Below are 22,990 nucleotides of genomic sequence, written 5' to 3'. Positions count from 1 at the left end.
CCTGGTTGCCCGGCGGTGGTCCGCCGGGTCGATATTATTAGCCCTTAACTTTCGGGGCGATCTTGCGCAGCTGCTGCATTAATGCGATTTCACGGCGCGAGAACGGAATGCCGTTCTCCTCGAACACGTCGTGGAACCAGAGGCGGCAGTAGTCCGTGGACTCTTTCATCACCACCGGCCACGGCAGCCAGGTCTGGGTTTTGCCGCGCACCAGCCCCCACTGGTACGGCGCGACCTTCGCCGCGTACATCAGCGGGAGCTGCTCTTCGATGGTGCTGCCCACGTGGCGCGCCAGCCATTCGGTGCAGAACAGCGGGCGGCCGAGCTTTTGCAGCTGCTGGATAATCGCCGTCATCCGGCCCGTGTGGGTGTAGGCGTGGAAGCTCACCACGTCCGAGAGCGCCAGCGCGGTCTGGTCCAGCGGATGCCGGAAGAACGTCTCTCCCTCCTCCTCCGGCGGCAGACGCCACGCGCAGACGGTGAGCGGCTGGGTCGGGTCTTCTTCACGCACCCACTGGAACGCCAGCTTCATCAGCGCGTGGGCGCAGGTCTCCAGCTTCGCGTCGTACTGCACCTCCTGCGTGCCGGTCGCGAAAATGCCGCGATTGCCCGGCTCGTTGTAGAGATCCCACACCAGGATGCGCTTATCCTCGCGGAACTGGCGGACAACGTCGCGGATATAGCGCTCAATGTCTGCCCAGCAGTCGGGATCGCACACCTTATCGCGCCCCGGGCTCGCCGCCGCCTGGCTGTTGTGCTTGCCCGGCACCGGCGGCTTTTGCGGGCCGAGGTACGGCTCGTCGCCGGAGAAGCCGCAGTCGTCCATCAGGGTCAGCATGGTGCTGAACCCGCGATCGTCGGCAATCGTCAAAAAGCGGTCGATGCGCGCCATCAGCCCGTCGCGATCGTGCTCCCAGACGATAAACGGCAGGTTGATGCGCAGGGTGTTGTAACCCGCGTCCGCCGCCCAGCCCAGCTCGCGGTCGATGGTTTCGGCATCGAAGGTTTCAGCCTGCCAGATATCGGTCCAGTTCACCGCCGTCGACGGCAGATAGTTAAACCCGCACAGCCAGCCTTTTTGCTCATACCACGCCTGTGCCTGCTCCCTGCTCCACTGCTCTTTCATTACGCGTCCTCTTACTGATAATATTTAGCTAATAAATATTAGTTGCAGGATAAATGCGCAAATCATGGCGTGAAGAAAAGCGATGCCCCTCACAAAGTTCACGCTTCGATGAATGAGAAACGTGATCGACGGCGCTAAAGCGTGCGGTTAGGGTATGATGCGAAGTCGCGAAAGGGAGAGGACGGATGAAGCGAAAAACAAAAGTGACGATGAACGATATTGCGCGGGCGGCAGGGGTGTCGCAGGCGACGGTATCGCTGGTGCTTAACCAGTCCCGCAACATCAAGCTCAGCGACGACACCCGTCATAGGGTGATTAGCGTCGCCACCGAGCTCGGCTACGACCGCCTCCCCGCCGTTCACGCCCCGCGCAACCAGGAAGAGATCGCCCTGCTGGTCAGCTCCATGCAAAGCTTTGACCCGTTTATCGACGCCATCAGCCAGGCGCGGGAAGCCGCGTGGCGCAACGAGACCCTGCTCACCGTCTACGACTACGGCGACGACATCGAGCTGGCGCTGAACATCATCCGCCAGTTGGAGAAGCGCAACTGCATCGGGATTATCCTCGCGTCTCCGGTCACCACGCTAGTGGACATGACGGCGTTTCAGGACTGCACCCGCATCCCGCTGGTGCTGCTCAACCAGCGCGACCCCGGCTCGCCGCTGCTGCCGTCGTTTATCCCGGACGACTACGCCAACGCCTTCCAGGTTACTAAACACCTCATCGCCTGCGGGGCCACGCGCATCGCCCACATCACCGGCGAGAGCTGGATGGAGGCCTCGCGCCAGCGTCTGGCGGGCTACCAGGCCGCGCTGCAGCAGGCCGGACTCGCGTGCGACGACGACCTGGTGCGCCAGACCAACTGGCAGTTCAGCGAGTCCTTTACCGCGACAGCTTCCCTACTTGAACTGGCCGAGCGCCCGGACGCCATCTTCTGCGCCAGCGACTGGCTGGCGATTGGCTGCTATCAGGCGCTGGCGGTGAACGGCGTGCGCATCCCGCATGACATGCTGCTGGCGGGCTACGACGACCAGAAGATCTCCGAGCAGCTCACCCCGCCGCTGACCAGTATCCAACTGCCCTACAGCGAGCTGGGACGGCTGGCGGTGGAGTACCTGTGCAATCAGGAAGATGCCGCCACGCACGTGACGCTGGCGGGCAGGCTAAAGGTGCGTGCCTCAAGCCTCGTCTGAGGTAAACACCATGCCCGCATAGGGCTTCTCGCGACACGCCGCCAGCCGCGCGGCGAGGCTGCCCACGTGCAGCTCCAGCTTGTGCCCGTCCGGGTCGAGAAAATAGAACGACGCTCCCTCGCTTTTGTTCTGCTTCCAGACGGTGACGCCCGCCTGCTCAAGCCTTTGCGAGAACGGTTCAAAATCCGCTTCCGCGACGGTAAACGCGTAGTGGGTGTAGTCGCTCTCCTGCGGCGGCACGAACTGGCGCGCCTCATCGTACGACAGGCAGACCCACAGATCGCCGCAGGTGAGATAGGCCCCGGTATTCCAGTGGGCGTGCAGCGCAAGCCCCAGCAGCTCGTGCCAGAAGGTGACGCTTTTTTGCAGGTCGCTGACCGCGAGAGTCAGATGGTTGAGAGATTGCAGCATGACGTGCCCCATATGACTGAAATTTAGATAATTGATCTTACTTCTACAGAGCCTTTTCAAAACCATTTCGGAGTAATTTGCATTAAGTAAACTCCCTATTTAGCCCCCCTATAATTGACAGCAGTAGATGCAGAGGATCTTGTTATATGATACTCGCTATCATATACCTCGGACATATAACCAAATGAAAAAAATCATGAAATATCGTTTAAGTAATCTTCAGACATTCATAATTTCTTTTTTCTTAATAATTATCGGTTGTAGTATAACGCGGTATACCAGCTTTGAAACCGCATGGCTTTTTTTGTTGGGTGGGCTTTTTTTAGCATTTATATCACTTCTGGAAAGCAAGCGTCTTTCGCGCGTTGAAAAAGGGGTTTCGCTAATTTTATTTGGGATATTCATGGGATTAGGAATTCCAGAACTGTTCCAAAAAAACTATAAAGACTTAATGCCCCCTGATTTCAACGAGAACCTTGCTATATTTACTCAAATGGCTTTTTTTGTTTGTGCCGGAGCCGGAGGAGGTGTACTCGCCAACCATGCTGAGAATATTAAGACGGTCGACGTCACACCAAATACTCAAAATGGAAATGTTGATACAGCATTAAACTATATAAAAACATTGCAAGTAGAAGCCATATCACAGCGTAAAAAAATAGAGCAGTTAAGGTTAGTTATAATCGTAGCTGTAGGCTTGGGTTTGGCAAACCTTATCGTAACCATTTTAAAGTAGAGAAGGATGCAATTGAATTGTTCAACAATTATGATACTGTAGTTCTATGAACATAAACCACGCCGTGCTCACCGTAAACCGCTGGTGGCTGCCTTCTTAAAGGCGGCACGGAGTAGTTTTCCCCATTTTCAGATAGCCGCCGAAAGGCGGCTTTCTCACATCTAAGACCCCTTTCGGCATTACAACGTTAAGGAGTCTTTATGAACCCGCAAACCATCCTCACCGGCGACCGCCCAACCGGCCCGCTGCACCTCGGCCACTACGTCGGATCGCTGCGCCAGCGCGTGGCGCTCCAGCAGACGCACAACCAGTTTGTGCTGATTGCCGACCTGCAGGCGCTGACCGACAACGGTAGCAACCCGCAGAAGATCCGCGACAACATCCCCGAAGTGCTGGCCGACTACCTCGCCGCCGGCATCGACCCGAACCTGACCACGATTTGCCTGCAGTCCGCCCTGCCCGCCCTCGCCGAGCTGACGATGCTGTATATGAACATCGTCACCGTCGCCCGCGTGGAGCGTAACCCGACGGTGAAAAACGAGATTGCGCAGAAGGGCTTTGCCCGCTCGCTGCCGGTCGGGTTTATGGCCTACCCCATCAGCCAGGCGGCGGACATCACCGCGTTTAAGGCCGAGTGCGTGCCCGTCGGCGACGACCAGCTGCCGATGATTGAGCAGACCAACGAGATTGTGCACAAGATGAACAGCCTGCTGCCCGCCCCGGTGCTGCGCCACTGCAAGGCGATGCTGAGCGACACCAGCCGCCTGCCCGGCATCGACGGCAGCGCCAAGATGTCGAAATCGCTGGGCAACACGCTGCTCCTTTCGTCCAGCGAAGAGACGATTCACCGTGCGGTCAGCGCCATGTACACCGACCCGAACCACCTGAAGGTGAGCGACCCGGGGCAGATTGAGGGGAACGTGGTGTTTACGTACCTTGACGCGTTTCATCCGGACAAGGAGAAAGTGGCGGCGATGAAGGCGCACTATCAGGCTGGCGGGCTTGGGGACCGGGCGTGCAAGAACGAGCTGGAGGCGTGTTTGCAGGAGCTGATTGCGCCGATGCGGGAGCGGAGGGCGATGTATATGCAGGATAAGGGCGAGTTGATGGCGATGCTGAAGCGCGGGACGGAACGGGCGCAGGGGGTGACGCAAGGGACGTTGAGGGAGGTGAAGATTGGGCTGGGGGTGCCGGTGTTTTGAGAGCGGCATAAATAAATATCCCGGCGCAGGGCCGGGATATTTATCAGACGTTGCGCTTAATCACCGGAATATCGCCGGTGTCATTCAACGCGCCCGGAAACGTTTTTAACCACTGCGCGACTTTCTGCTTATTTATATTCACCACACTCATCCCTTCCAGGCATCCCCATAATTCTCTTGTATGCTGCGGCGTAATCACAATGCAGTCTTTCATGGCGCGGATTTTTACCGGCATACCGTTGATAAAGCCTGCACGGGTTAACCAGTCGCCGCCCAGAAGAAGGTATTTCATGTCTATGCGCGCATACAGTTCGCAGCAAGCTGCACTGTCCTGCGGCGTTTCCGCGCGAGGATGGACGGGGGCCGCGTTGGGCGGGTTGCCGTGAAGACGGCGGGCGCTGTTTTTGCGTACCAGCTCGCGGTTTTCAATCATGCCGGTGAAAGCGTCTGATTCTGTTTTGCAAACAGTAAACTCTGGCTTAAAATTCGTCGCAGCCATTTTCAACTCCTTTTCAGTTGTTGGTGGTTAGCGGTATGGGGGTGTTGCAGCACCTTCATATCGCGAATTCTTCTTTAATATTCTTTGATACTTCCTTTTGCCGGTTGGCGTAATTTCTGGTGCTCATTATACAGGGCTGAATATAAATACAGCGGTTTGGTGTTGGGTAAATTTGGAATTTGCGAGGGGGATTCAGGAAATAGGGTTGGGTGCGGTAAAGTGATGTTTTTATTGATTGCGGGTTGATTGGTCTGGGTTTTGCGAGCATCATCGCAATTATTTACCTTCTTCCGTAACGCAATGGCTTCCAGTAAAACTCTCGAACAGGCAATTGCCGACATCACCATCTGGCGCAAAGGCGAACAGCGTGCGCCGCATAAGCCTTTATTGCTGCTTTACGTGCTGGCGAACTATCAGCAGGGGCATGCGCGACTGTTTGATTACGGAACTGAGGTCCACAACCAGCTACTTAACCTGTTACAACGCTTTGGCCCGCAGCGGAAGACGCATAAGCTTCAGCGATGCAGCTCACGTAATAACGGACTATATCGTTGGATATTACAGCGAGCTAAGACCGCACGAATATAATGGTGGATTACCGAAGAGCAATAAAAATACCTGAATCCTGAGCATCAACATCGTTTTCGTCGTTTCCCATTGGTATGGCCCCCCAATAGGAACAAAATATGAGCGTACACGACGAAAGACCATCAGGGAATAACATGTCAGAACATTAAGAACCAAATACTAATTTAGACAATATAATTTAACTTCAAATCGCAAAATATGACTTCAGTATAAAATTTGTGGTACAATCTCTTACTATAGTCAAGACAACTACAAGAGGCATCGCCATGGTCCGCTGCTGTAGCGCGGCGAAATTTTTCGCACCGAAACGCATAAAATTATGCACCGCAGCAACCGAGCGAAATACCGCTATTGCGCACAGTGCAAATTAAAACGCCACGCAACTCACCTGATTAAAATGATGAAGCCGGGAACCGACGATAAAGAGTGGATATACCGGCATCGAAAATAAGCGCAACTCGCTGCCGTGTTTCTCCGGCTGCAATTAGTCTCCCCATCTGATCCCACTGTTCAGCTGTAAACTTCGGGCGTCTTCCTCCCACTCTGCCTTGAGCCCTTGCTGCTGCCAGACCAGCTCTTGTACGTTCCACAATTAATTCACGCTCCATCTCAGCCAATGCGCCCATAACGTGAAAGAAGAAACGTCCCATTGGGGTAGACGTATCTATACTGTCGGTCAGGCTGCGAAAATTGATATCTCGAACCCTCAACTCCTCTACCAGCAGGACAAGATGGCGCATGCTGCGCCCAAGGCGATCTAGTTTCCAGACCACAAGCGTATCCCCCTTTCCCAGCGTCTTAAGCACACGTTTTAGCCCTGGACGCTCCGAGGTTTTACCGCTGATCTTGTCTTCAAATATCAGTTCACATCCTGCGCATTCCAGCGCGGTTCGCTGCAATGCAGTGTTCTGGTCATTTGTTGACACCCTTACATACCCAATAAACATGGTTTTATCCCCTGCAAAAGGCAGAAAGCATGCCACTGGTGAGCTGGATGGTCATTCTCAAAAATGTTGGTTTGGGAACAGCGGCAACAAAGAACGTCGGAGTCGGTGCCGGACAGATACCTGATATGTCCAGTTTTACCAACGCGAGTGGGTGGCAAAAATTGCCAGGTGGGAAAATCTTACAGTGGGGAAAAGCTGGTTTCCCTGTAGGGCAAACACAGATTTCAGTTCCATTCCCTATCAATTTCCCCAGTGTGGTAAGCAATATTCAGCTTACATTTTCCGATATTAACTTTTCTGGTGGAACCCCCTCGCCAACTTTGGCAGTGGTGAATAACACCGTTAACGGCGCAGGGTTTGGGGCGTACATGTCCGGTGCAGGGGGTTTCAATGCATACTTTTTTGCTATTGGGAGCTAACGTGAACACATATTTTTATAGCGCTAAATACAACAGTTTTTTCCCTCTTGAGCTTAAAGATGATTATATCAATGGCATCGGTTGGCCAGAGGATGCAGTCGAGGTAACAGAGCAGATATATAACGAATTTACGGGTGAGCCGCCTAAAGGACAAAAAAGAGTAGCTGGAAAAAAAGGATTACCTGGATGGGAAGACATTCCTCCTCCGACCCATGAAGAAATTGTAGCGCAAGCGGAGGTTGAAAAGCAGAGCCGTATTGATGCTGCAAACGACTACATAAACAGCAATCAGTGGCCAGGAAAAGCGGCTATGGGCCGCTTAAAAGACACTGATAAAGCGAGATATAACGCGTGGCTAGATTACCTGGATAATATTGAAGCCGTTGATGTCTCAACGGCCCCGGATATTACCTGGCCTATCTCACCGGAGATGTAGGCCACTTGATATTGGGTGCTCCGGAGGTGTCAACCGCCTCCAGCGCATCAAGGTAATCCAGCCACTGATTATATTGAGTTAAATCGCCACCCTTGAGGCGTCCGATCGCTGCCTTGCCGGGCCATTGCTTACTGTTTATGTAATCGTTAGCCTGGCTGAGCAGTGATTGTTTCTCTGCCTCAGCTGCTGCCAGCTGTTCCTCATGGGTCGGCGGCGGCGTATCAGCCCATGAAGGATAGCCTTCATTATCCGCAAGCCTCATTTTACCCTCTGGCGGATTCTGAAATTCTGCAAAAATAACTTCGTCAACCTCTACGCCATTTTCTGGCCATATCCCCTTGGCAAGGTAGCTATCTTTTAACTCAACAGGATAGAAAGCATTCGTTTTAGCATCATAAATATATTTCATTTTATCTCCCTATCGCTATCCAGTTACACCCGGCGTTTACGCCATTAGTTCGTGAACTCATAAAATAAGCCCAATTAACCGCCTGTGGAGAGACTGCAAAACTAGGGCAATCGTTTGAAGTACCAGAGGCCTGATCAAAAGATGTAGTGACCTTGTAACCCATCTGTGTAAATGGGATCGGAAATGAAATAGCCGTTGGTGATGAAAGGGACCCTACAATAGCCGTTCCTGTCTGGATAATGGTTCCGTCAGGGAAGCGCACCCAACCTGGCCCGGATGTAAATTCGCTATGCTGTACGGCGTTAACGATACGACTATCATTACCCGCTGCTACGGTATTCGCAGTTGTACCGACATCGCGCGTAGCTGAATTACCCAGCCCAAGGTTAGTACGTGCTCCAGGAGCATCTTTTGCACCTGTCCCACCTGATGCTAATTGCAATGCAATATTTCCCGCTGGGGAATTTATCGAATACGCCCCCCAAACCCCATTCTGAATAAAAATATAGGACTTTTTATCTGGTGACCAAATGCGGGTTTCGCTTGAGTCCTGGTCAAATCTTCCCAAACCAAGGTTTGAGAGAGCGGTCGCAATAGCAGCCGCACCATCGGATTTGATATCAGCAAATGGATTTGAGCGACTCAGTAACAGCGCTTTAAGTGCTGTTAACAACTGATTTTGTTTAGATGGATCAACATTAACACCGGCAGCGGTCAGGACAGTAATAAGCTCCGACTGCGCATCTCTGACAGCCCCCTGCACGTTATTCAGATGCTCAGCATCAACAATGGTCCCCAACTCACCTGTGAGCGGATTACCATCATGGAAAAGATTATCCGGCGTCTGCACCGGTGGCATTAAGGGCCGCATTATTCATTCTCCTGATATGCGAAGTAGCAAAATGTATGGGCTGGTTTGAGATCACGGAAGACTTCTTCAATAATCGGATCACCAAACGTTGTCAGACGCTCACCTGCAGCTGAGCTGCCTGAGCGAAAGCGATAGGATTGCGTTCCTGAGTTCTGAATATTGACGCGCCAGACCCAAATAATGTCTTCAACCCAGAGGCGATCACCGGCGCGGTTAACTCCCGCTCTGAAAGGTTGCGGTTCATCAATTGTGATGATGTAGCCAAGGTTACTGGCCAACTGAATAAAGTACGGAATACTAAGGCCGCCGACCTCGGCCAGTTTAGCCAGAACACGCTGCTGGCGTTGCTGGTATGTGGCATCTTCAGCAGGAGTAAGGTCAAGAACGCGCTCCCAGTCAGCTAAAAGGCTGCGGGCATAAAATGGAGTAACGCCACCTTCGACAAGTCCTGCAGACGTATCGAGAGTGTCGAACACGCCTGCTTCTGATCGCAATGATGCATCAAGCAGGGGCTGACCCGGACTGTACGAAATGAGTGGCAGCAGGCGATTTAACAGCGTGAAGTAGCTCATAGCAGCTCTACCTCAACATTTCCTAATCTGAGCCATTCGACTTTCGTGGCATCGATTACCGGTTGAATATTTGCCGATGGTGTAACGATGTCATAGTCGGTGATACCCGGAATTAGAGAAATTAATGTCCCCGCCTGGCTGCGAATAAATGCCACCCCAGGCTCACGGCGTGAGTCATCATCCTCCAGCGTTGCGGTGACTTCCTGTTTGGCGGTTGCAAGGGTGATGCCTTCCAGTGATACCTTCACGAGCACGTCAAATGTACGGATGACAGGCATGAGCACCAGCGTGTTTTTTGCTGTAACAGGCCGGACATCGTCAATGTGAGCCTGCACCCTGTCGATCACATCCTGAGACGGCAGCCCACCTGCAGACGTGATCACGACATCAACGGTACCCAGCCCCCGCCGCAAAGGGTAAACATATGCGGCGGATACGCCCGATACCTCCAGCGCCCAGCGTTTGTAATCATATTTATTACCGCCTGCAGGAGGCCTGCGGATGATTTCAAGCAGACGGGCAAGCAGCTCTGCATCCGTTTCCTCATCCGTCCCGCCAGTCATCAGACCGACTGTCACTGTGCTGTCAAACCCGTCAGGTGTAGTGGTCAGTGTGGCCGATGTGACGGAGGTGGTGTTACCAGTGGTTCCGGCCTGAGAAGACACTGCGTTTACCGATGATTTTCCATCTGCCCCGACAATAATATCTTCGGTTGTTGTCCACGAAACACTGTCGCGTTTGAACACAAGACCGGCAGCGGCCACCGCTCCTGGTTCGCCGGTAAACGTGGCAGGCCCGGAGGCGCTGTTGGCTGCTTTTTTGCTTAAACCACGTAAACGGGCGTGCAGATAGAGGAATTCCGAATCAGCAGTATCCGGGAAGATCTGACGGACTATCCATCCCTGATGCTGATAAAGCCCCTCGGCAACGCTGGCTACACTCGATGCCCTGATGTACCAGTCGCTGTCCGGGCCCAGCTTATCATCTGACAACTGCAGGAGATTTTTGATATCCCGCAGAATGTCAGTGCGTATTTGCGCGGCATTTTTGGTAATGAATGGCATCAGCTGACCTTAACCGGATATTTCCAGGTCTGCGGCGTTCCGCTCGCGGACGTGACGGTGATATGAAGCAGCATCCAGCCTTTTTGCCAGTGCTCTGCAGTAACGGAAATGGACTGGGCGCGACCGTCGTCAATAATCGGCTGCAGGGCCTGCTGCGAATACTGCACCGCGAGTTTCTGAACGCGAGACACATCCTTTTCGCGGCGGAGTGTATGCAAAAGAGAGCCCAGAGTTGGATCTGCCCACCATGAGCCAAGGGGCGTCATCAACCGTAAGTAGACGGCATTCGCTAAAGAGTCTGAGCTGTCGCCGGTATAATCGCCGGTCGTTGGATCAATCAACATTTCCATGCCGTAATACTATCGGCATGGAAATTTAAATTATCGGTGAAGGGGTTCAGTGGGTATTGCTTTTGAAGGAGAACTTACGTTACCACAAATTACATTTGCTGATTAGGTTTCTGCGTTGTGCCTGCGTCGCCGCCGTGGTTGTGGTCGTGACCGTCATAAGTCTCACGCATGGTGTTCAGCGTAGACTTACCGTCAGCGACTTCATTACTGCCTTTCAGCAGTGGTGTATCAAAATCTGCCCGCTCTGAGGCTGTGGTTTTATACGTTCTGGTATTAACAATATGTTGTTCGGTATTCACCGTGTGCTTTTTAGTATTAACGATATATTCATCGCAGTTTACTTCAATTATTTTTCCGCGCTTCAGAATAATGTTGCTGCCTTCATCAGAATAAATGGCAAGCTCACCACTTTTCAGGCTCTTTAGCCTGTATGCAGCGTGTTCCGTGGCAATCACCACACTATGACTGGTGCGCCCGTTAAGCGGGAGCATAATGGCTTTAGTCCCCCTGGGCGGGTTGGATGTAAAACCGTACTGCTGGAACATCTCCACATCCTGCAGAGACTCAGTAGCCAGACCTTTACCCTGAATGGTCTGAATATCACCGCCGCTGTTGACCCTTATTAAAACTCCCCTGAAGGCTTGTCTTATACGGTTTAACGCCGTGTTAATACGAGAATCAATTTTGTTCCACATCGATAATCTCCAGCTCTTTATTTACTTTGGCGCGACGCTTACGTGATTTGCGTTTTTTCGGATAAGCATCTGGTATCCATATGGCGTCCTCTTTGAGACGCAGGGTGGTAATGGTGTTGTCTGGCCGTCCACCTGAAAACTCTCTTCCCATAAGGAAATAAATGTCATCTATGTCGTGTGGCTCGCTTCGGACACGTATACGCTGGCCCGGTTGCCATAACTGACCGTTATCCATGCGATGGCCTTTAACAATAGCCGTCAGATCAAACCCGTTCAGACGGGCGTCAGCCATGGCCTTTCTCGCGCGATAATCAACCTGCGCCTGATTATCAGCATCACCGGCAACCATAATCTGCGGACGATAGAAAGGTACTGTACTGTCGCGAACGGTACTACGTAAGCCATGAAAGCCATTCTCTGCAGAGCCAGTGCTGTCATAAATTGCGTCGGCATCATCATCATCGTCTTCAGCCTCAGCGCTCTGGTCATCAACGTCAATAACTTCCAGTTTCCCTGACTTTTTCCCCTGACCGTGTCCCTGTGCCAGCATTGTCAGTTCAGAGAACGCCCCGGTAATGGATGACCGGTCACTGAGATCGAGGACATTATTTCCCCGACCGTCACGATTCAAAACAAGCGTGGCCACGGGGTCTTTTGTGTAGTCCGGCCCTCCAATTACCAGCGTGCCATCTGGCTCAAACCATGGCCATAACCCGCGTGCAGCAGCTGCACGTTCAAGGGTATCCCACGCACGTTCTCCGGGCTCCACGCTGACCTTGTCATTACGCAGGGATGATTCAGCCTCGATGCGGATGTTCGTTATCCCCAGCGGTCTGACAACCTGCGCGATCACTTCTTCAAGACTGAGCTGGCGGGAGGTAAAAACGGGTGAAGCGCAGTCAACAAGCACGGCTGCGCCATCGCGACCGGAAAGCGATAAAGAGACCTGCTGACGGGATACCCGGCGCTGAACCACATCCACCCGACCGGACATGACAACATCATTACCCACCCTGACCAGCACCGGCACACCACGTTTAATGGCCGGAGGGAAAATACCATCAGGCAGCCCAAGCGTTACGCTCCATGCATCGGAGGGGATCAGAAAATCGGAGTCAATCTGATAACGGCTCCATGCACTATGGATTTTGCCATCAATAACCAGGCTCACTGTATTCTGCGAATCTTTATCTTGAGTAGGCATTCAGAACGTCACCGGCTTTGATATTGTTAGGATTACGTAGTGTCGGATTAAGGCGCAGCAGCTCGGCGGCGCGCGTGTAGTCCTCGTACCACAGGTGGGCCAGCAAATGCAGGTTAGTGTCGGACAATGCCACTCGCGTAGTCAGTGGTGGTCTGCTGGTAATAACCGCTGCGCCCAGCTCCTGAACGGTCAGGGCGATATCCTTGAGTCCTTCAACCACGGGTTGCCAGGTCACGCCACCAGGTGTTTCACCGGCACTCACGTTTTGCGTATCGGCAGCAAAGGTGTCCCGCGTCTGGTCGATTGCCTCCTGAATGGCCGTCCTGGTGTCATTGGTGATTTGCTCAATATCGACAGGAGACAGAATATCGCTGATGCTGCTGTCACTGAGTATGTCTGAAGCATCAAGTGCCAGCTGGATTGCAACCTGAATTTTTACCGCCGTTACCAGCTCGGTAATATCCGAGGTTGATGACCCTGCCGGAACGGAAACAGCAACCGTCTTTTGCCCGGTCACTATCTGCTGAGGTAATGCGGCCACATCCTGCAGATTATTACGGCCATTCTTCCAGTCGGCCATCACGATGCCCGTTGTGCCGGAAACGTCTGAGGACTGTGAATAGCTTCCGGGATTATTACTGACACTTGATTTGGACTGAAACGACGTCAGACTCAGCGCACTCTGCAGGTCATTCATGAACGCTTTTGGGTAATTAACAAAGTCCGAGGTGGTACTGACAAATCCCGTCAGTTCCCCCTTAAGCACGGTCACCATATTCAGCGTCGTGGTTGCCAGCGATTTCGCTTTCTTCATCCACTTTTTCGCAGTACGCAGAGGCGAGAGGATATTGTCGATAGCCGTCTGGGCTTTCTCCAGAGCAGATTGCGCCTGGTTGAAAATGATATCGGCTTTCGACAGCGGGAAGTCGCTGCCAAAGAAAGGCAGATTAAGCCCTCCCTGGATAAAGACCACCTCGACAACGCAGTAATCAACGTTCTCCGCTTCATGCGAAGCCTGATACTCAATGCACTGCATGCCCGTCATGGAGCCGAAAACCGGGTGGATTAACTCCGCGCTGCCGCGTGTATCCAGCGCGGCCAGAAACGCCTGCAGTCGCACATCGTAATCGTCGCCCCAGAAAAGGACCGTCATTCGCAGGTTACGAGGCTTGCGGCCAAGGTCATCAACATCGCCACCGTCCACATAGGGATACTCATACGTCGCAATGTCGCGGCTGGCGCTGTCACGGGTATTAACCACATCGAAGCGAACGCCCCTGAATGAGGCATCCTGTAATGAATCTTCCCAGCTCACTGCGGGCCTCCTGTTGAGCCGCGAACGGATTGATCGCCGTTATACTGATTGACGGCCTCGGCAATCTGACGCTCATCGAGCATGACTTTAGTGGTGATGTTTACTGGCTGAGGCTTTTGTTGCTGCTGAGGCAACAGATAAGACGGCACGCCTGTTGTTGCTGGTGTGTTTTGCCCCATTGTGGCCGGAGAACTCCACCATGATTTGACCTCATCCACGGCATCCAGCAATCCGGGGCGGGCTTTTACTGCATCTAGCATGCGTGCTGACTCATTGGAATAGTTGTCAACCTTAAGTCGTTCACGTGCATCTGAATCACCTCGCTCAACGTGAACGAGTGGGGCATCCTGCATACCCTGATAAAGGGCCAGTGGAGCTAATACCTTGCCAGCTCCGCCACGAATAACGGACCAGGCACGTCCCAGAGCAGAACCTCCTGCAGATGGCACTCCACCTCCAGGAGAGCCTGGCATTTTTATTCCGCCGCCCGTCAGGAAATTGAGCCCTGCAAAAGCTACCGCAGCCGCTGTCATGGCTTTAATGCCAGTAGTGGCACCAGAAATAGCCGTGGTTAGCTCAGGATATTCTTTAGCGTAATCGGTGAGTTTTGACGTCAAATCACCGTATAAATCGGCAAGAGGTTTCATTGCATCCTGCTCGGAGAACATTTTCTCTGATTCAAATTGTTGCGATTTAAAATCATTGGTTGATGACATTACTTCAAAAGATGCAGCTCCAGCCCCGGACGAATTCTCAGTTCCTTTTATTTGATCTTTTATAAACTCACGCTTCATTATATTTGTTTTCAAAGCAGTACTAGCTTGCTGGTCAGCAATTATTTTTGACGTGATTGAAGAAACAACAATATCCAAAGCTGCGAGGATATCGCTTTCTTTATCAGTGCCTTTATATTTCTTTGCCTCGCTCCTTAGTTTTTGAACTCTTTTATCTGCTGATACAATCCCCGATACGGCATTCATAACGATATCTGGTGTACTTAACCCATTTGTCTTTTGCTCAGCCAAATAGTCAATGTAACCAAGTGCCTTTCCACCTTTTCCTCTGAATTTATAATTCTTCAAAGTATTTTGAATATCAGCACTTGTGATTTTATCAAGTAAATTATTTACGTTAGTAGATGCAGCACTGTTATCACCTGCTGTTTCCGCATTTGCCTGTAATAAGGCTAATATCTTATCAAAATCACCAAGACCAGACATACCGATACTCTTAGCTTTGGTGAGCGTTAATGATAAAGATGACGCCATATCGGCAAGTTCATACTTGCCATTTTCCCCTGAACGAATCGACTTATCATAAACAGTAGGTAAGTCTTTCGGATCAATGTCAAAGTTTTTTATAGCGCTGATACCAATTTTAGCCAGGTCTTGTGGGTTAGCACCTGATGCTGAAGCATAACGAGTAATATCAGGCAATATTTTCATAGCCGTCTTTTCATCAAGACTACCTGCAAACAGAGCATTCAGCGTATCCTGTGCTGCTTCAGGCGTACCGCCACCGTAGCGCACCGCATTGCGGATAGCGTTATTGATAACGGGGATTTTTTTAATACGCTCAGGTCCAGACAGCTCGTTATATGCAGTGTTGGCTATTTCTGCATTACGTCGTTCGAAGGCCATCTGACGCTGAACCGGGTCTTTAATAATCATACCCGCAGCGGTTAACCCACCGGCTACTGCTGCCACGGTTGAACCTGCAGCACGGAAGCGCTGCATGCGCGTCATTGAGTCATTCACGCCACCAAGCTCAGTCCGCAGCGTTTTGACCCTGTCAGTCATCGCCCTGAAAGCCCGATTCTGCTCATTCGCGGACAGCATACCTGTGCGGGTAAGGCGGTTATAGGCCGCCATGGTCTGCTGTATTTCACGCTGAATCTCGCGCTCTGAGCGAATGCCAAGAGTTGATCGCGCCGAACTGGCGCGGCGGTATTCCTCAATCAGAGAACGGGAGGCGCGAATCGCTGTGGCTGAGTTCTGCTGGCGGGATTTCGCCAGCTCGTCATCGGTCTTTTGCGCCGCTTTGGTATCACGGCTGATGCCCTGCACCGCCTGCTTAAGCACTTTGGAGCCGGTGTCACGGGCAAGCAGCTGCAGCGCCAGTTGTAAGTTACGCGCCATGGATTATCTCCGTTTGCCGACTTTCTTCCGGCGTTGCGATTTGACAGTGCGGGTTGTGCGGGTGGTGGTTTGCCCGGTTTTCTTTCCATGTAACCGGGCAAGTGCTTCGGTGTAGCCGTCGAGTTCCGTTCGGGTCATGCTTCCGATTTGTTGTTCACTGATCCCGTATCGCCCGAGGGCGAGGACGAGGGTTCGGTACCCGGTGAGCTTTTGTTCAAATCCATCCGCTTTTTTTTAATGGCTTCAATCTGAGCATCGATGAGATCGAAATCATCGTCATTCAGCTCGTTAAGGAGCAGCTCCGCCGTGATTTCTTCCTTCGGCAGGTCTCCGAGGGAAGTAATTGCACACGCCATCACTGCAACGCGATAATACATGTTTGCGGCGGCACCCTCGGTCGTGCCGCAGGCTTCATCGGTTGCCCGAAGCGCTTCAATGGTATCGCTCACCACAGGCAGCCTGACGGCAAAGTCAAAATGGACTTTATCACCGTATTTAACGCCATATAAAAGCTGCTGCTTTTCCATTTATTCCTCCACCCGACGAAGCGCATTCATGGTGATATCGCGCTTCGCTTCGTTGTCGACGGTGTACTGAGCCCCGGCCTGAGTGCTGAAACAGTCCAGGTAAGAAACACGTTTACCGCTGCTGTTAAGTGGATACTGGGTGATTTTCGCACCTTCAATACCGCCCCAGTTCAGGTCGCCGGACTGCGGGATGACTACCGTAACGGTCAGCTGAATCTCTTCGATGCCACGGGAGAAGCCTTTGGCGCGGCCCGTTTTATTCATCGTCTTCACAAGCTTTCGCCCGGTGGTCACATCTTCCTTGAGGTCGGTCACTTCAATTTCCTGGCCGTCGACTTCCATGACGATCGCGCCAACATATTCTTCAAGAGACATTCTGGTTTACTCCTCAGAGCAGCAAATCAATTCGACCGGCAAAGACGTGCAGGCCATTCACAACATCCGCAGGAATGCGAGCGTTCAGCTGGTTAACATCCTGCAGATCGCGCTCCACAATAAGACCGTCTTTGTTGGTATCCACCTCCTCGACAATCTCCAGCTCCTCCAGCTTGTAAAGCACATCAAGCAGTTCACTGCGCACCTTCGGAGGCGTCCTTGAGCTGAGCTTGTCACGCGGGAATCGCAGAGCGATGCGTTCACGGCAGGCCTTGCGCACGTAGTCCAGCGTTCGGATGGTGGTGATATCCAGCAGCGCCACATCATCCACGCCCTGGGCGTTTTTGGTGTAGGTGCTGATAGCGCGAACGATCTGCACTTTGTCACCGGGGCCAATCTCAAACGGCGTAAGACCATTACGCAGGGCGTTCTCCTGCTCGGTTCGCCCTGGCTGACTCTCTACTGCAGTCACGTCCAGCGTGCTCATCGCAAGGGTGTTCAGCGGACGGGCCGGGTCCTCTTCACTGGCGATAACAGCTGCATAGGCAGCGGCAATCTGCGCCGGTGTTTTTACTGAACCGCTATGCCAGCCCAGCGTGATACGCCCGTCATTAAGTGAGGCTGCCAGTGCAATGCCGGTGGAAAGCGACTTGCGCCACCCACCCACACCGATTGCGCCGCGCTGTTCCATCGCATTGCTGACGTTTGTCAGATGGTTACGCAGCGCCGTCATCGCCTCCTGGGTGGAGAACGGACAAACAACAATGTTATGACCTGCAGAGAACGCCGCTGCCAGCGCTGGCGTAATATCCGGATCAACATTGCCGCCTGCAAGAGTGGTCGCCGCCGCTGTGATACCCGCTGCCGTCACGCCGGAAGAGACAATAATGTCGTTACCAACCGCCCCTTTATGGCGGCAGGTCAGGGTCACTTCCCCCGCGTTTGCCGTTGCCGTCACTGGCAACCCGTCTTTCTGGGTAATCAGTTCCGTCAGCGCTGCCGCAATGGTCTCCGCCGTATCTGCTGCCGAAATACCGACATCAATACGGGTGCCATTAATGGTTACGCTCAGCTTCCCGCTGGAAGATGCTGTGCCGGTCAGGGTGACTTTGCCCGTCGCGGCTGTTGCAGTGGCCGCATCGCTGACCCCGACGATCTGCAGCTGCAGATAGGGGTAGGCACCGATGGCCGCTGTGGCCATCAGATGCGCCAGTGAGCCACGGCCAAAGTACGTCGCGGCCTCTTCATCAGAAAAAACAGACTGAATGACAAGCGGTGCAGACGAACCGGAGGCAAGCATTGGCGCAATCATCAGCACCTTCTGGGTGTTACCCGGCAGGGTACGAACGGCCAGGCGGGTGTTGAACTCAATATACTGACCCGGCTTGCGGTTCGTACCGATAGTGTCAAAGCTGATATTAGGACTGCTCACCGTTCACCTCCGCGCTGGGCTCGCTGCTTTTGCTTTTGGTGTTCTTGTCACTGCTGGTGACAATAATCAGATCACCGGCCATTACCTGACGCTGGTAATAAGCGGTGTTCTCCACCTCAAGGGGTTCCGCATCGGTAATGTAGCGGCGCGCATTATCTTCGCGCGGCACGCTCAACCCTCTGGCGGCTTTTACTTTAATTTTGCTCATGACTGATAATGTCCTCTGCTGCATTGTCTTTATCAGGCTGCTTAAGATCGTAACTGAGTCGGGTTCTCAGCCATGCCGGGTCATCGTCGGTGGTGGCACCGCCATAAATCCGGAACATATGGTCAGCATGACCTTCCGGTGCATCCGTGAGCGGGTAACGCCCGTTCTCCAGCGCCGACTCAATCCACTTTGTGTCGAACTCACAGGCAAAAACGGAAAATGCCTGAGACTCTATCTGGGTGTTGAAGAGCGTGCGCACGCGACCGGGGCTGAGCGGGTCGATTTTGATACCCGTATCGGCCATATCCTGACCCGACAGCAGACGACGAACGGCGGCGACCAGAATATACGTCCCCACCTCCTGCACATGCGGCCCACCCATTCGGGCCGCTTCTTCACTGCGCAGGCTGCGCTCGCCAACCACCACGACAAAGCGACCGTGGGTGACAAACCGTTGCCGGGCTGTGCTGTATGGCTCGGTTTTTTGTACCCCGCCGAAGGTCACCCAGACCGCAGGGAGCTGGCGCAGTACCTCCGCAGGTTCGCCGTCCAGCTCGCCGCCGTAGGAGCGCACGTTCTTCGCCATACGTCCCATACCTTTGCGAAGGCGCTCCACGATGGCTTTTTCAATATCCGTAACCACCATCAGAAACTTCCTCCGCCAGTCTGGTCACGCCCGAAGACGCGACCACCTGACACCATCCGCGCACCGGTTCCGCTTTTCACCACTTCCCCCGTCGTCGTGCGGCCCAGATTGATTCGCCCGGATGCAACTTTTTCCAGGTAACGAACGGTGTCCTCATACCGCTCGCGGATTTCCGCTGTCATCTGGGTCTCAGAGCCGCACAGAAGATAGCGGGCGATGTTGCAGCAGCGACCGACGAGAACACGGGGCTCATCAGCCCAGGGCACCGGATAGCGACCGCAGAGATAACCGTCGATTTCAGCGCTGGCCTGAGTGAGTGCGCCGTTCAGCACATCATCGTCAATCTGCCCGGTGTAGTTGCGGTCGGTGAGCGACACGCATTCGCGCTCACCAAACGCCCTGACCATGTCCTCCCGGTTCGCGTACATGGCTTACCCCTTGGCCTTTTTGTCCGGGTTTTCCGAACCGGCCTGCAGCGCATCCAGCTTCTGACTCAGTGCATCACGTACCGTCTCCAGCTCCGTGATGGTGCCGTTTGCACTGGCAAGCTGCTGCTTAAGCGCGTCGCCATCCTGGTTGAGCTGCAGAACCGTCGCCTCCAGCTCGCTGACGCGTGCCTTGAGGCCGTCACGCTCAGCGGTCAGGGCGGAAACAGCATCATCACCCCCTGAGGTTTCAGGCACATCCTGCAGGCGGACCACAATCAGATTTGGATCGTTTTCCAGAATCTGGAGTTCGTTCTCGCTGAAATGGTCATCCGGCCAGGTGACAGTATTCGCGCTGTGGGCGATGCCGAGACGGCGAAAACCATCGCGGCGGGCAGTGATTTGAATCGGCATTATGCGTCCTCCCCGGTGGAGCCATACGCCATCTGCCAGAAGCCGTAGCCACCGTTTGCACGGGCTTCAGCACCGAAGATGAACTTCTTGCGCATAAAGACGTTGTCAGCGTTGTAGTCGGTCTGCTCGACAAAGACCGGTTTTTTACGCTCCTGATAAATCAGGGGCTTCACGGGCTTGGTCGTATCCAGCAAGAACCAGGCGGTATCCGAGGTCAGCTCAGGCACAACCAGAACCTCTGCCGTTCCCTTGTAAGGGTTTGGCGTATTGTCCGGGAAGCGGTCAGCCGTCATCAGATAGTTGGCATCGTCTTCAAGAACCGGAGGCACAACCAGGATGGTCGGGCGAATTTTCAGGGACGCGCCTTCATCATCCTTCAGGCTGCGCATGGCGGTTCGTGCAGCGCCGTAACTTGCTTTTGCTGCGGCAAGCGAGGTGACGGCAAGCTTTTTCGTGCCTTTGTTAGAGACCGACTTGCCACCGGAAAGGTGGTCGGTATCAAAGAAGGGCTGACCGTCGTAGCAAAGGTTGGTGAAGCCGTTGTTCAGGAGCGCAAAGACGATATCGGCTGGCAGTTCGGCTGCGGACTGGCCCGCACCTTTCGCCTGCAGGGCATAGCCCATAATCTGATCGTCTTCGATATCGTTACGCTCAACTTCAACCGTCGCTTCCCAGTCTTTATTGCGAATGGTGTAGTTGAACGCGGCGAACGCTTTAATAACCTTGTCGCCAATCCACTCACGCATTTTCGGGAAACGGCTCAGCCAGCTGTAGTCGTTCTCTTTCCCGGTCGACGGCACCACCATCGCAATCTTCTGCCAGTCGGACGGCGTCTGATCAAAGGCGTTCTGGAAGGTCGCTTTCAGATTAATGAAAATCTGACGTACATTTTTTACGTTAATTAACACGGTTCTCTCCTTATTAAATCAGAACCCAGACGCCATCATTCTCAAGACCCAGCACCTTTCCGGCGACCGGGCGGGCGTTGGTATCACTGGTTTTAGCCACTGTCTGGCTGTCCACAACGTAGCAATCCTTGCCGATCTGCGTCTGCGTGACCGCGTCAGCAGTGCTGTTGGCCAGGAACCAGGCTTTACCGCGACGAACCAGCACGTTCGCATCACCGGCTGCACCGGCTTTGTTATCCACCCAGCCATCACAGATGCCGAGGGTGGTATTGGCTGCAGTGGCGCTGCCTGGTACAGCAAAGCCCGCTGCGTTGGCCGCAATAATGTGGCCGCCAAAGAGTTCAGTGGCTGCCGCAACCGGGACGGCAAACAGCTGGCCGTCCCGATAAGGGGTATGACGATCCATTTCGCTCTCCTTTATTTGAGGTATTTCGCGACGCTTTCCGGGTCATTGCCCATCATGGAGCAGATGGCCGGGTCAATCGCATCATCTTCAGCACCCTGTGACGGGCGTGACGGAAGGCCCGCTGGCGGTTGCCCCTGCGTCTGACTGGTCGTCAGTGCGGCAATCTTTGGCGCTTTTTCGATAAAGGCGGTAAGACTGGCCGGATCGGATTTCGCCAGTGACGCAGCCCATGCCTGCTGAGCCGGAAGCAGACGACCGTCGCCAAGGGCAACCGTAATCAATGCTTCAGCCTGCTGCGTGGCGAGTGCGGCGGTATTACCCGCACCGGCTCGCTCTGTTGCCTGCTGAACGGCTGAATGCATGACCTCTACCGAAACCCACTTAGCCGGGTCAGGCGTGTCGAGTTTCGCTGACAGGTCGGCGATGCTCTGCGCGTTCTGGTTCAGGATATCCAGCAGACTAACCGACGCCGCTGCAGTTCCCTGGCCATTGGAAATCATGGTGATGATTTTTTGCAGCTCAGCCATGATCTCTTCTTTCGTTGAAGCGGTTGGCAGATTGAGCATCCAGCGCAGGTTGCTCAGTAGCTCGTTGAGAAATTCTTCATCCATTTCGGTCTGACCCTCTGTGGTTAAATGCGCGGCCATCAGGGAGGCGGCAGCAAGTAACACTTCCTCCATCCCGTCCACCGCAGGTGTATTGGTCAGCGCGGCGTTGAGCAACTCCAGCACCTGACCGGTTTTGTCGTAAGAAAATACGGGGGAAATAAAGCGATACTCTTTCGCCTCGACCATCGCAGCCGCAGCGGTTGTCCACTCGACATCGATGGCGAACAAACCTTCACCTTCACGCCACTCCAGTTTTTTGAAGAATGCAGCTGCAGGCGCAGGCAGACCGTTTTTAGCGGCCCGAAGGGTCTGGTGTTCGTAATCCAGGACGTAAGGGGTATCGCGGGCATCAGCTGCGGCAATAAGGCGCTCTGCAATTTCCCGCGTCATCAGCCAGGCGGCGCATTCGGTCGGGCGACCATCACGGGCGCGGAATTCACCAGCCGGAAAGAGCTGAATGACACCGGGGGTAGCGGTGTTTATTTCCTGGGTGAGTGAAGCGATGAGTGTCTTTTTCATGGTGCCGACGATACGGCACCACTGCGGGGAGGTTCAGATGAAGAGGTTCAGTGGATTAGGGCTGAGGATCGTTTTCTTTGGTTGTCGGCTTATCGGGTTTAGCAGACTGACGCTTCTGATGCCTGCGGGAAAAGTATCGGTCAGTGAACCACTCAGCAACCTTTATAACCAGGCCCCCAAAGATGCCAATGAAAACCCACTGCTGCGGGGTGAAATAATCAAGGAAAGCTTTGAATGTGTCCAGTTGCTCGCTCCCGTAATGCATTTATGAGCCCAGACCTTTTTAAACCGCTTTTAAAAACGTCTGAACACCTCTTTGGCGAATCACTCTAGCACAATCAGACTGA

Annotated in this window: 30 protein-coding genes; 6 read left to right on the top strand and 24 right to left on the bottom strand. The window is 53.5% G+C overall.

The features are described from left to right. Positions 1-37: 37 nt before the first annotated feature. Positions 38-1,126 (bottom strand): cellulase family glycosylhydrolase, encoded by a 1,089-nt coding sequence (locus tag ADJ24_RS22450; RefSeq protein WP_023310231.1) that lies wholly within the window; start codon positions 1,124-1,126, stop codon positions 38-40. Between the two features lie 185 nt (positions 1,127-1,311). Here ADJ24_RS22450 and ADJ24_RS22445 point away from each other — a divergent pair, with 185 nt between their 5' ends. Further along, positions 1,312-2,319: a LacI family DNA-binding transcriptional regulator gene (locus ADJ24_RS22445; RefSeq protein WP_023310230.1), complete on the top strand. Its 1,008-nt coding sequence runs from the start codon at positions 1,312-1,314 to the stop codon at positions 2,317-2,319. Here the strand turns inward: ADJ24_RS22445 and fosA are convergent. After that, positions 2,305-2,730 carry a FosA/FosA2 family fosfomycin resistance glutathione transferase gene (gene fosA, locus ADJ24_RS22440; RefSeq protein ID WP_032668046.1) on the bottom strand — a complete coding sequence of 142 codons (426 nt, stop codon included), beginning with the start codon at positions 2,728-2,730 and terminating at the stop codon, positions 2,305-2,307. The genes ADJ24_RS22445 and fosA overlap by 15 nt on opposite strands. 196 nt (positions 2,731-2,926) lie before the next feature. Between fosA and ADJ24_RS22435 the strand changes: the two genes are divergently transcribed. Both ADJ24_RS22435 and trpS read left to right on the top strand, forming a co-directional pair. Beyond that, positions 2,927-3,466 carry a hypothetical protein gene (locus ADJ24_RS22435; protein WP_032668044.1) on the top strand — a complete coding sequence of 180 codons (540 nt, stop codon included), beginning with the start codon at positions 2,927-2,929 and terminating at the stop codon, positions 3,464-3,466. Positions 3,467-3,666: 200 nt separating this feature from the next. Next, positions 3,667-4,668, top strand: a complete 1,002-nt coding sequence (gene trpS, locus ADJ24_RS22430) for a tryptophan--tRNA ligase (RefSeq protein WP_023310227.1) — start codon at positions 3,667-3,669, stop codon at positions 4,666-4,668. A 43-nt stretch (positions 4,669-4,711) separates the two neighbouring features. Here the strand turns inward: trpS and ADJ24_RS24690 are convergent, their stop codons facing one another. The 3 genes from ADJ24_RS24690 to ADJ24_RS22420 form a co-directional block, all read right to left on the bottom strand. Continuing rightward, a complete protein-coding gene (locus tag ADJ24_RS24690) occupies positions 4,712-5,167 on the bottom strand; it encodes a SymE family type I addiction module toxin (RefSeq protein WP_023310226.1) in 456 nt (151 codons plus the stop codon). Between the two features lie 74 nt (positions 5,168-5,241). Then, positions 5,242-5,508, bottom strand: a complete 267-nt coding sequence (locus ADJ24_RS25395; RefSeq protein WP_162200811.1) for a hypothetical protein — start codon at positions 5,506-5,508, stop codon at positions 5,242-5,244. A gap of 639 nt (positions 5,509-6,147) precedes the next feature. Further along, the gene (locus ADJ24_RS22420) at positions 6,148-6,702 is read right to left on the bottom strand and encodes a recombinase family protein (RefSeq protein ID WP_047063683.1); all 555 of its coding nucleotides are present in this window, start codon (positions 6,700-6,702) and stop codon (positions 6,148-6,150) included. A gap of 29 nt (positions 6,703-6,731) precedes the next feature. Between ADJ24_RS22420 and ADJ24_RS22415 the strand changes: the two genes are divergently transcribed. Further along, complete coding sequence (locus tag ADJ24_RS22415) at positions 6,732-7,121, top strand: gp53-like domain-containing protein (protein WP_048703868.1); 390 nt, start codon at positions 6,732-6,734, stop codon at positions 7,119-7,121. Beyond that, positions 7,093-7,557: a tail fiber assembly protein gene (locus ADJ24_RS22410; RefSeq protein WP_080974987.1), complete on the top strand. Its 465-nt coding sequence runs from the start codon at positions 7,093-7,095 to the stop codon at positions 7,555-7,557. Before ADJ24_RS22415 ends, ADJ24_RS22410 begins: the two co-directional genes overlap by 29 nt. On the opposite strand, the gene ADJ24_RS22405 is transcribed toward ADJ24_RS22410, so the two are convergent. The 19 genes from ADJ24_RS22405 to ADJ24_RS22315 all read right to left on the bottom strand — a co-directional run bounded on the left by ADJ24_RS22405 (position 7,538) and on the right by ADJ24_RS22315 (position 22,643). Further along, complete coding sequence (locus tag ADJ24_RS22405; RefSeq protein WP_048703865.1) at positions 7,538-7,966, bottom strand: tail fiber assembly protein; 429 nt, start codon at positions 7,964-7,966, stop codon at positions 7,538-7,540. The genes ADJ24_RS22410 and ADJ24_RS22405 overlap by 20 nt on opposite strands. A gap of 1 nt (position 7,967) precedes the next feature. After that, on the bottom strand, positions 7,968-8,837 hold the full coding sequence (locus tag ADJ24_RS25390) for a gp53-like domain-containing protein (RefSeq protein WP_053085142.1): 870 nt from the start codon (positions 8,835-8,837) through the stop codon (positions 7,968-7,970). Continuing rightward, complete coding sequence (locus ADJ24_RS22395; RefSeq protein ID WP_048703862.1) at positions 8,837-9,409, bottom strand: YmfQ family protein; 573 nt, start codon at positions 9,407-9,409, stop codon at positions 8,837-8,839. The genes ADJ24_RS25390 and ADJ24_RS22395 overlap by 1 nt, the downstream gene beginning before the upstream one ends. Continuing rightward, complete coding sequence (locus ADJ24_RS22390; protein WP_048703859.1) at positions 9,406-10,473, bottom strand: baseplate J/gp47 family protein; 1,068 nt, start codon at positions 10,471-10,473, stop codon at positions 9,406-9,408. The genes ADJ24_RS22395 and ADJ24_RS22390 overlap by 4 nt, the downstream gene beginning before the upstream one ends. Continuing rightward, positions 10,473-10,823 carry a phage GP46 family protein gene (locus ADJ24_RS22385; protein ID WP_048703856.1) on the bottom strand — a complete coding sequence of 117 codons (351 nt, stop codon included), beginning with the start codon at positions 10,821-10,823 and terminating at the stop codon, positions 10,473-10,475. Before ADJ24_RS22385 ends, ADJ24_RS22390 begins: the two co-directional genes overlap by 1 nt. Before the next feature lie 89 nt (positions 10,824-10,912). Then, positions 10,913-11,518 carry a phage baseplate assembly protein V gene (locus ADJ24_RS22380; RefSeq protein WP_048703853.1) on the bottom strand — a complete coding sequence of 202 codons (606 nt, stop codon included), beginning with the start codon at positions 11,516-11,518 and terminating at the stop codon, positions 10,913-10,915. Continuing rightward, positions 11,502-12,722, bottom strand: coding sequence for a phage baseplate assembly protein (locus ADJ24_RS22375; RefSeq protein WP_048703851.1), 1,221 nt, complete (start codon positions 12,720-12,722; stop codon positions 11,502-11,504). Before ADJ24_RS22375 ends, ADJ24_RS22380 begins: the two co-directional genes overlap by 17 nt. Continuing rightward, positions 12,706-14,037 carry a DNA circularization protein gene (locus ADJ24_RS22370; protein ID WP_048703848.1) on the bottom strand — a complete coding sequence of 444 codons (1,332 nt, stop codon included), beginning with the start codon at positions 14,035-14,037 and terminating at the stop codon, positions 12,706-12,708. The genes ADJ24_RS22375 and ADJ24_RS22370 overlap by 17 nt, the downstream gene beginning before the upstream one ends. After that, positions 14,034-16,175 carry a phage tail tape measure protein gene (locus ADJ24_RS22365; RefSeq protein WP_048703845.1) on the bottom strand — a complete coding sequence of 714 codons (2,142 nt, stop codon included), beginning with the start codon at positions 16,173-16,175 and terminating at the stop codon, positions 14,034-14,036. Before ADJ24_RS22365 ends, ADJ24_RS22370 begins: the two co-directional genes overlap by 4 nt. A 134-nt stretch (positions 16,176-16,309) precedes the next feature. Beyond that, positions 16,310-16,702 carry a hypothetical protein gene (locus ADJ24_RS22360; protein WP_048703841.1) on the bottom strand — a complete coding sequence of 131 codons (393 nt, stop codon included), beginning with the start codon at positions 16,700-16,702 and terminating at the stop codon, positions 16,310-16,312. Next, the gene (locus ADJ24_RS22355; RefSeq protein ID WP_048703839.1) at positions 16,703-17,077 is read right to left on the bottom strand and encodes a hypothetical protein; all 375 of its coding nucleotides are present in this window, start codon (positions 17,075-17,077) and stop codon (positions 16,703-16,705) included. It abuts the gene before it with no gap. Between the two features lie 13 nt (positions 17,078-17,090). Continuing rightward, positions 17,091-18,509, bottom strand: coding sequence for a phage tail sheath subtilisin-like domain-containing protein (locus ADJ24_RS22350; protein WP_048703836.1), 1,419 nt, complete (start codon positions 18,507-18,509; stop codon positions 17,091-17,093). Beyond that, the gene (locus tag ADJ24_RS22345) at positions 18,496-18,717 is read right to left on the bottom strand and encodes a hypothetical protein (protein ID WP_000034926.1); all 222 of its coding nucleotides are present in this window, start codon (positions 18,715-18,717) and stop codon (positions 18,496-18,498) included. Before ADJ24_RS22345 ends, ADJ24_RS22350 begins: the two co-directional genes overlap by 14 nt. Continuing rightward, positions 18,704-19,363 (bottom strand): DUF1834 family protein, encoded by a 660-nt coding sequence (locus tag ADJ24_RS22340; protein WP_048703828.1) that lies wholly within the window; start codon positions 19,361-19,363, stop codon positions 18,704-18,706. Before ADJ24_RS22340 ends, ADJ24_RS22345 begins: the two co-directional genes overlap by 14 nt. Further along, positions 19,363-19,791, bottom strand: coding sequence for a gp436 family protein (locus ADJ24_RS22335; RefSeq protein ID WP_048703824.1), 429 nt, complete (start codon positions 19,789-19,791; stop codon positions 19,363-19,365). The genes ADJ24_RS22340 and ADJ24_RS22335 overlap by 1 nt, the downstream gene beginning before the upstream one ends. 3 nt (positions 19,792-19,794) lie before the next feature. Beyond that, entirely contained in the window at positions 19,795-20,202 is a 408-nt protein-coding gene (locus ADJ24_RS22330; RefSeq protein WP_048703821.1) for an HI1506-related protein, read from the bottom strand. Continuing rightward, positions 20,202-21,110, bottom strand: a complete 909-nt coding sequence (locus ADJ24_RS22325) for a Mu-like prophage major head subunit gpT family protein (protein WP_048703818.1) — start codon at positions 21,108-21,110, stop codon at positions 20,202-20,204. The genes ADJ24_RS22330 and ADJ24_RS22325 overlap by 1 nt, the downstream gene beginning before the upstream one ends. 13 nt (positions 21,111-21,123) lie before the next feature. After that, positions 21,124-21,516, bottom strand: a complete 393-nt coding sequence (locus ADJ24_RS22320) for a hypothetical protein (protein WP_048703815.1) — start codon at positions 21,514-21,516, stop codon at positions 21,124-21,126. An 11-nt stretch (positions 21,517-21,527) separates the two neighbouring features. Beyond that, positions 21,528-22,643, bottom strand: a complete 1,116-nt coding sequence (locus ADJ24_RS22315; protein ID WP_048703812.1) for a phage protease — start codon at positions 22,641-22,643, stop codon at positions 21,528-21,530. Positions 22,644-22,680: 37 nt separating this feature from the next. Between ADJ24_RS22315 and ADJ24_RS25870 the strand changes: the two genes are divergently transcribed. Further along, positions 22,681-22,914 (top strand): hypothetical protein, encoded by a 234-nt coding sequence (locus tag ADJ24_RS25870; protein WP_233424606.1) that lies wholly within the window; start codon positions 22,681-22,683, stop codon positions 22,912-22,914. Positions 22,915-22,990: the final 76 nt, after the last annotated feature.

Source organism: Enterobacter sp. 940_PEND (genome assembly GCF_001059415.1).
GTDB lineage: Bacteria > Pseudomonadota > Gammaproteobacteria > Enterobacterales > Enterobacteriaceae > Enterobacter > Enterobacter cloacae_M.
This window is presented reverse-complemented; position numbering and strand designations above follow the sequence as displayed.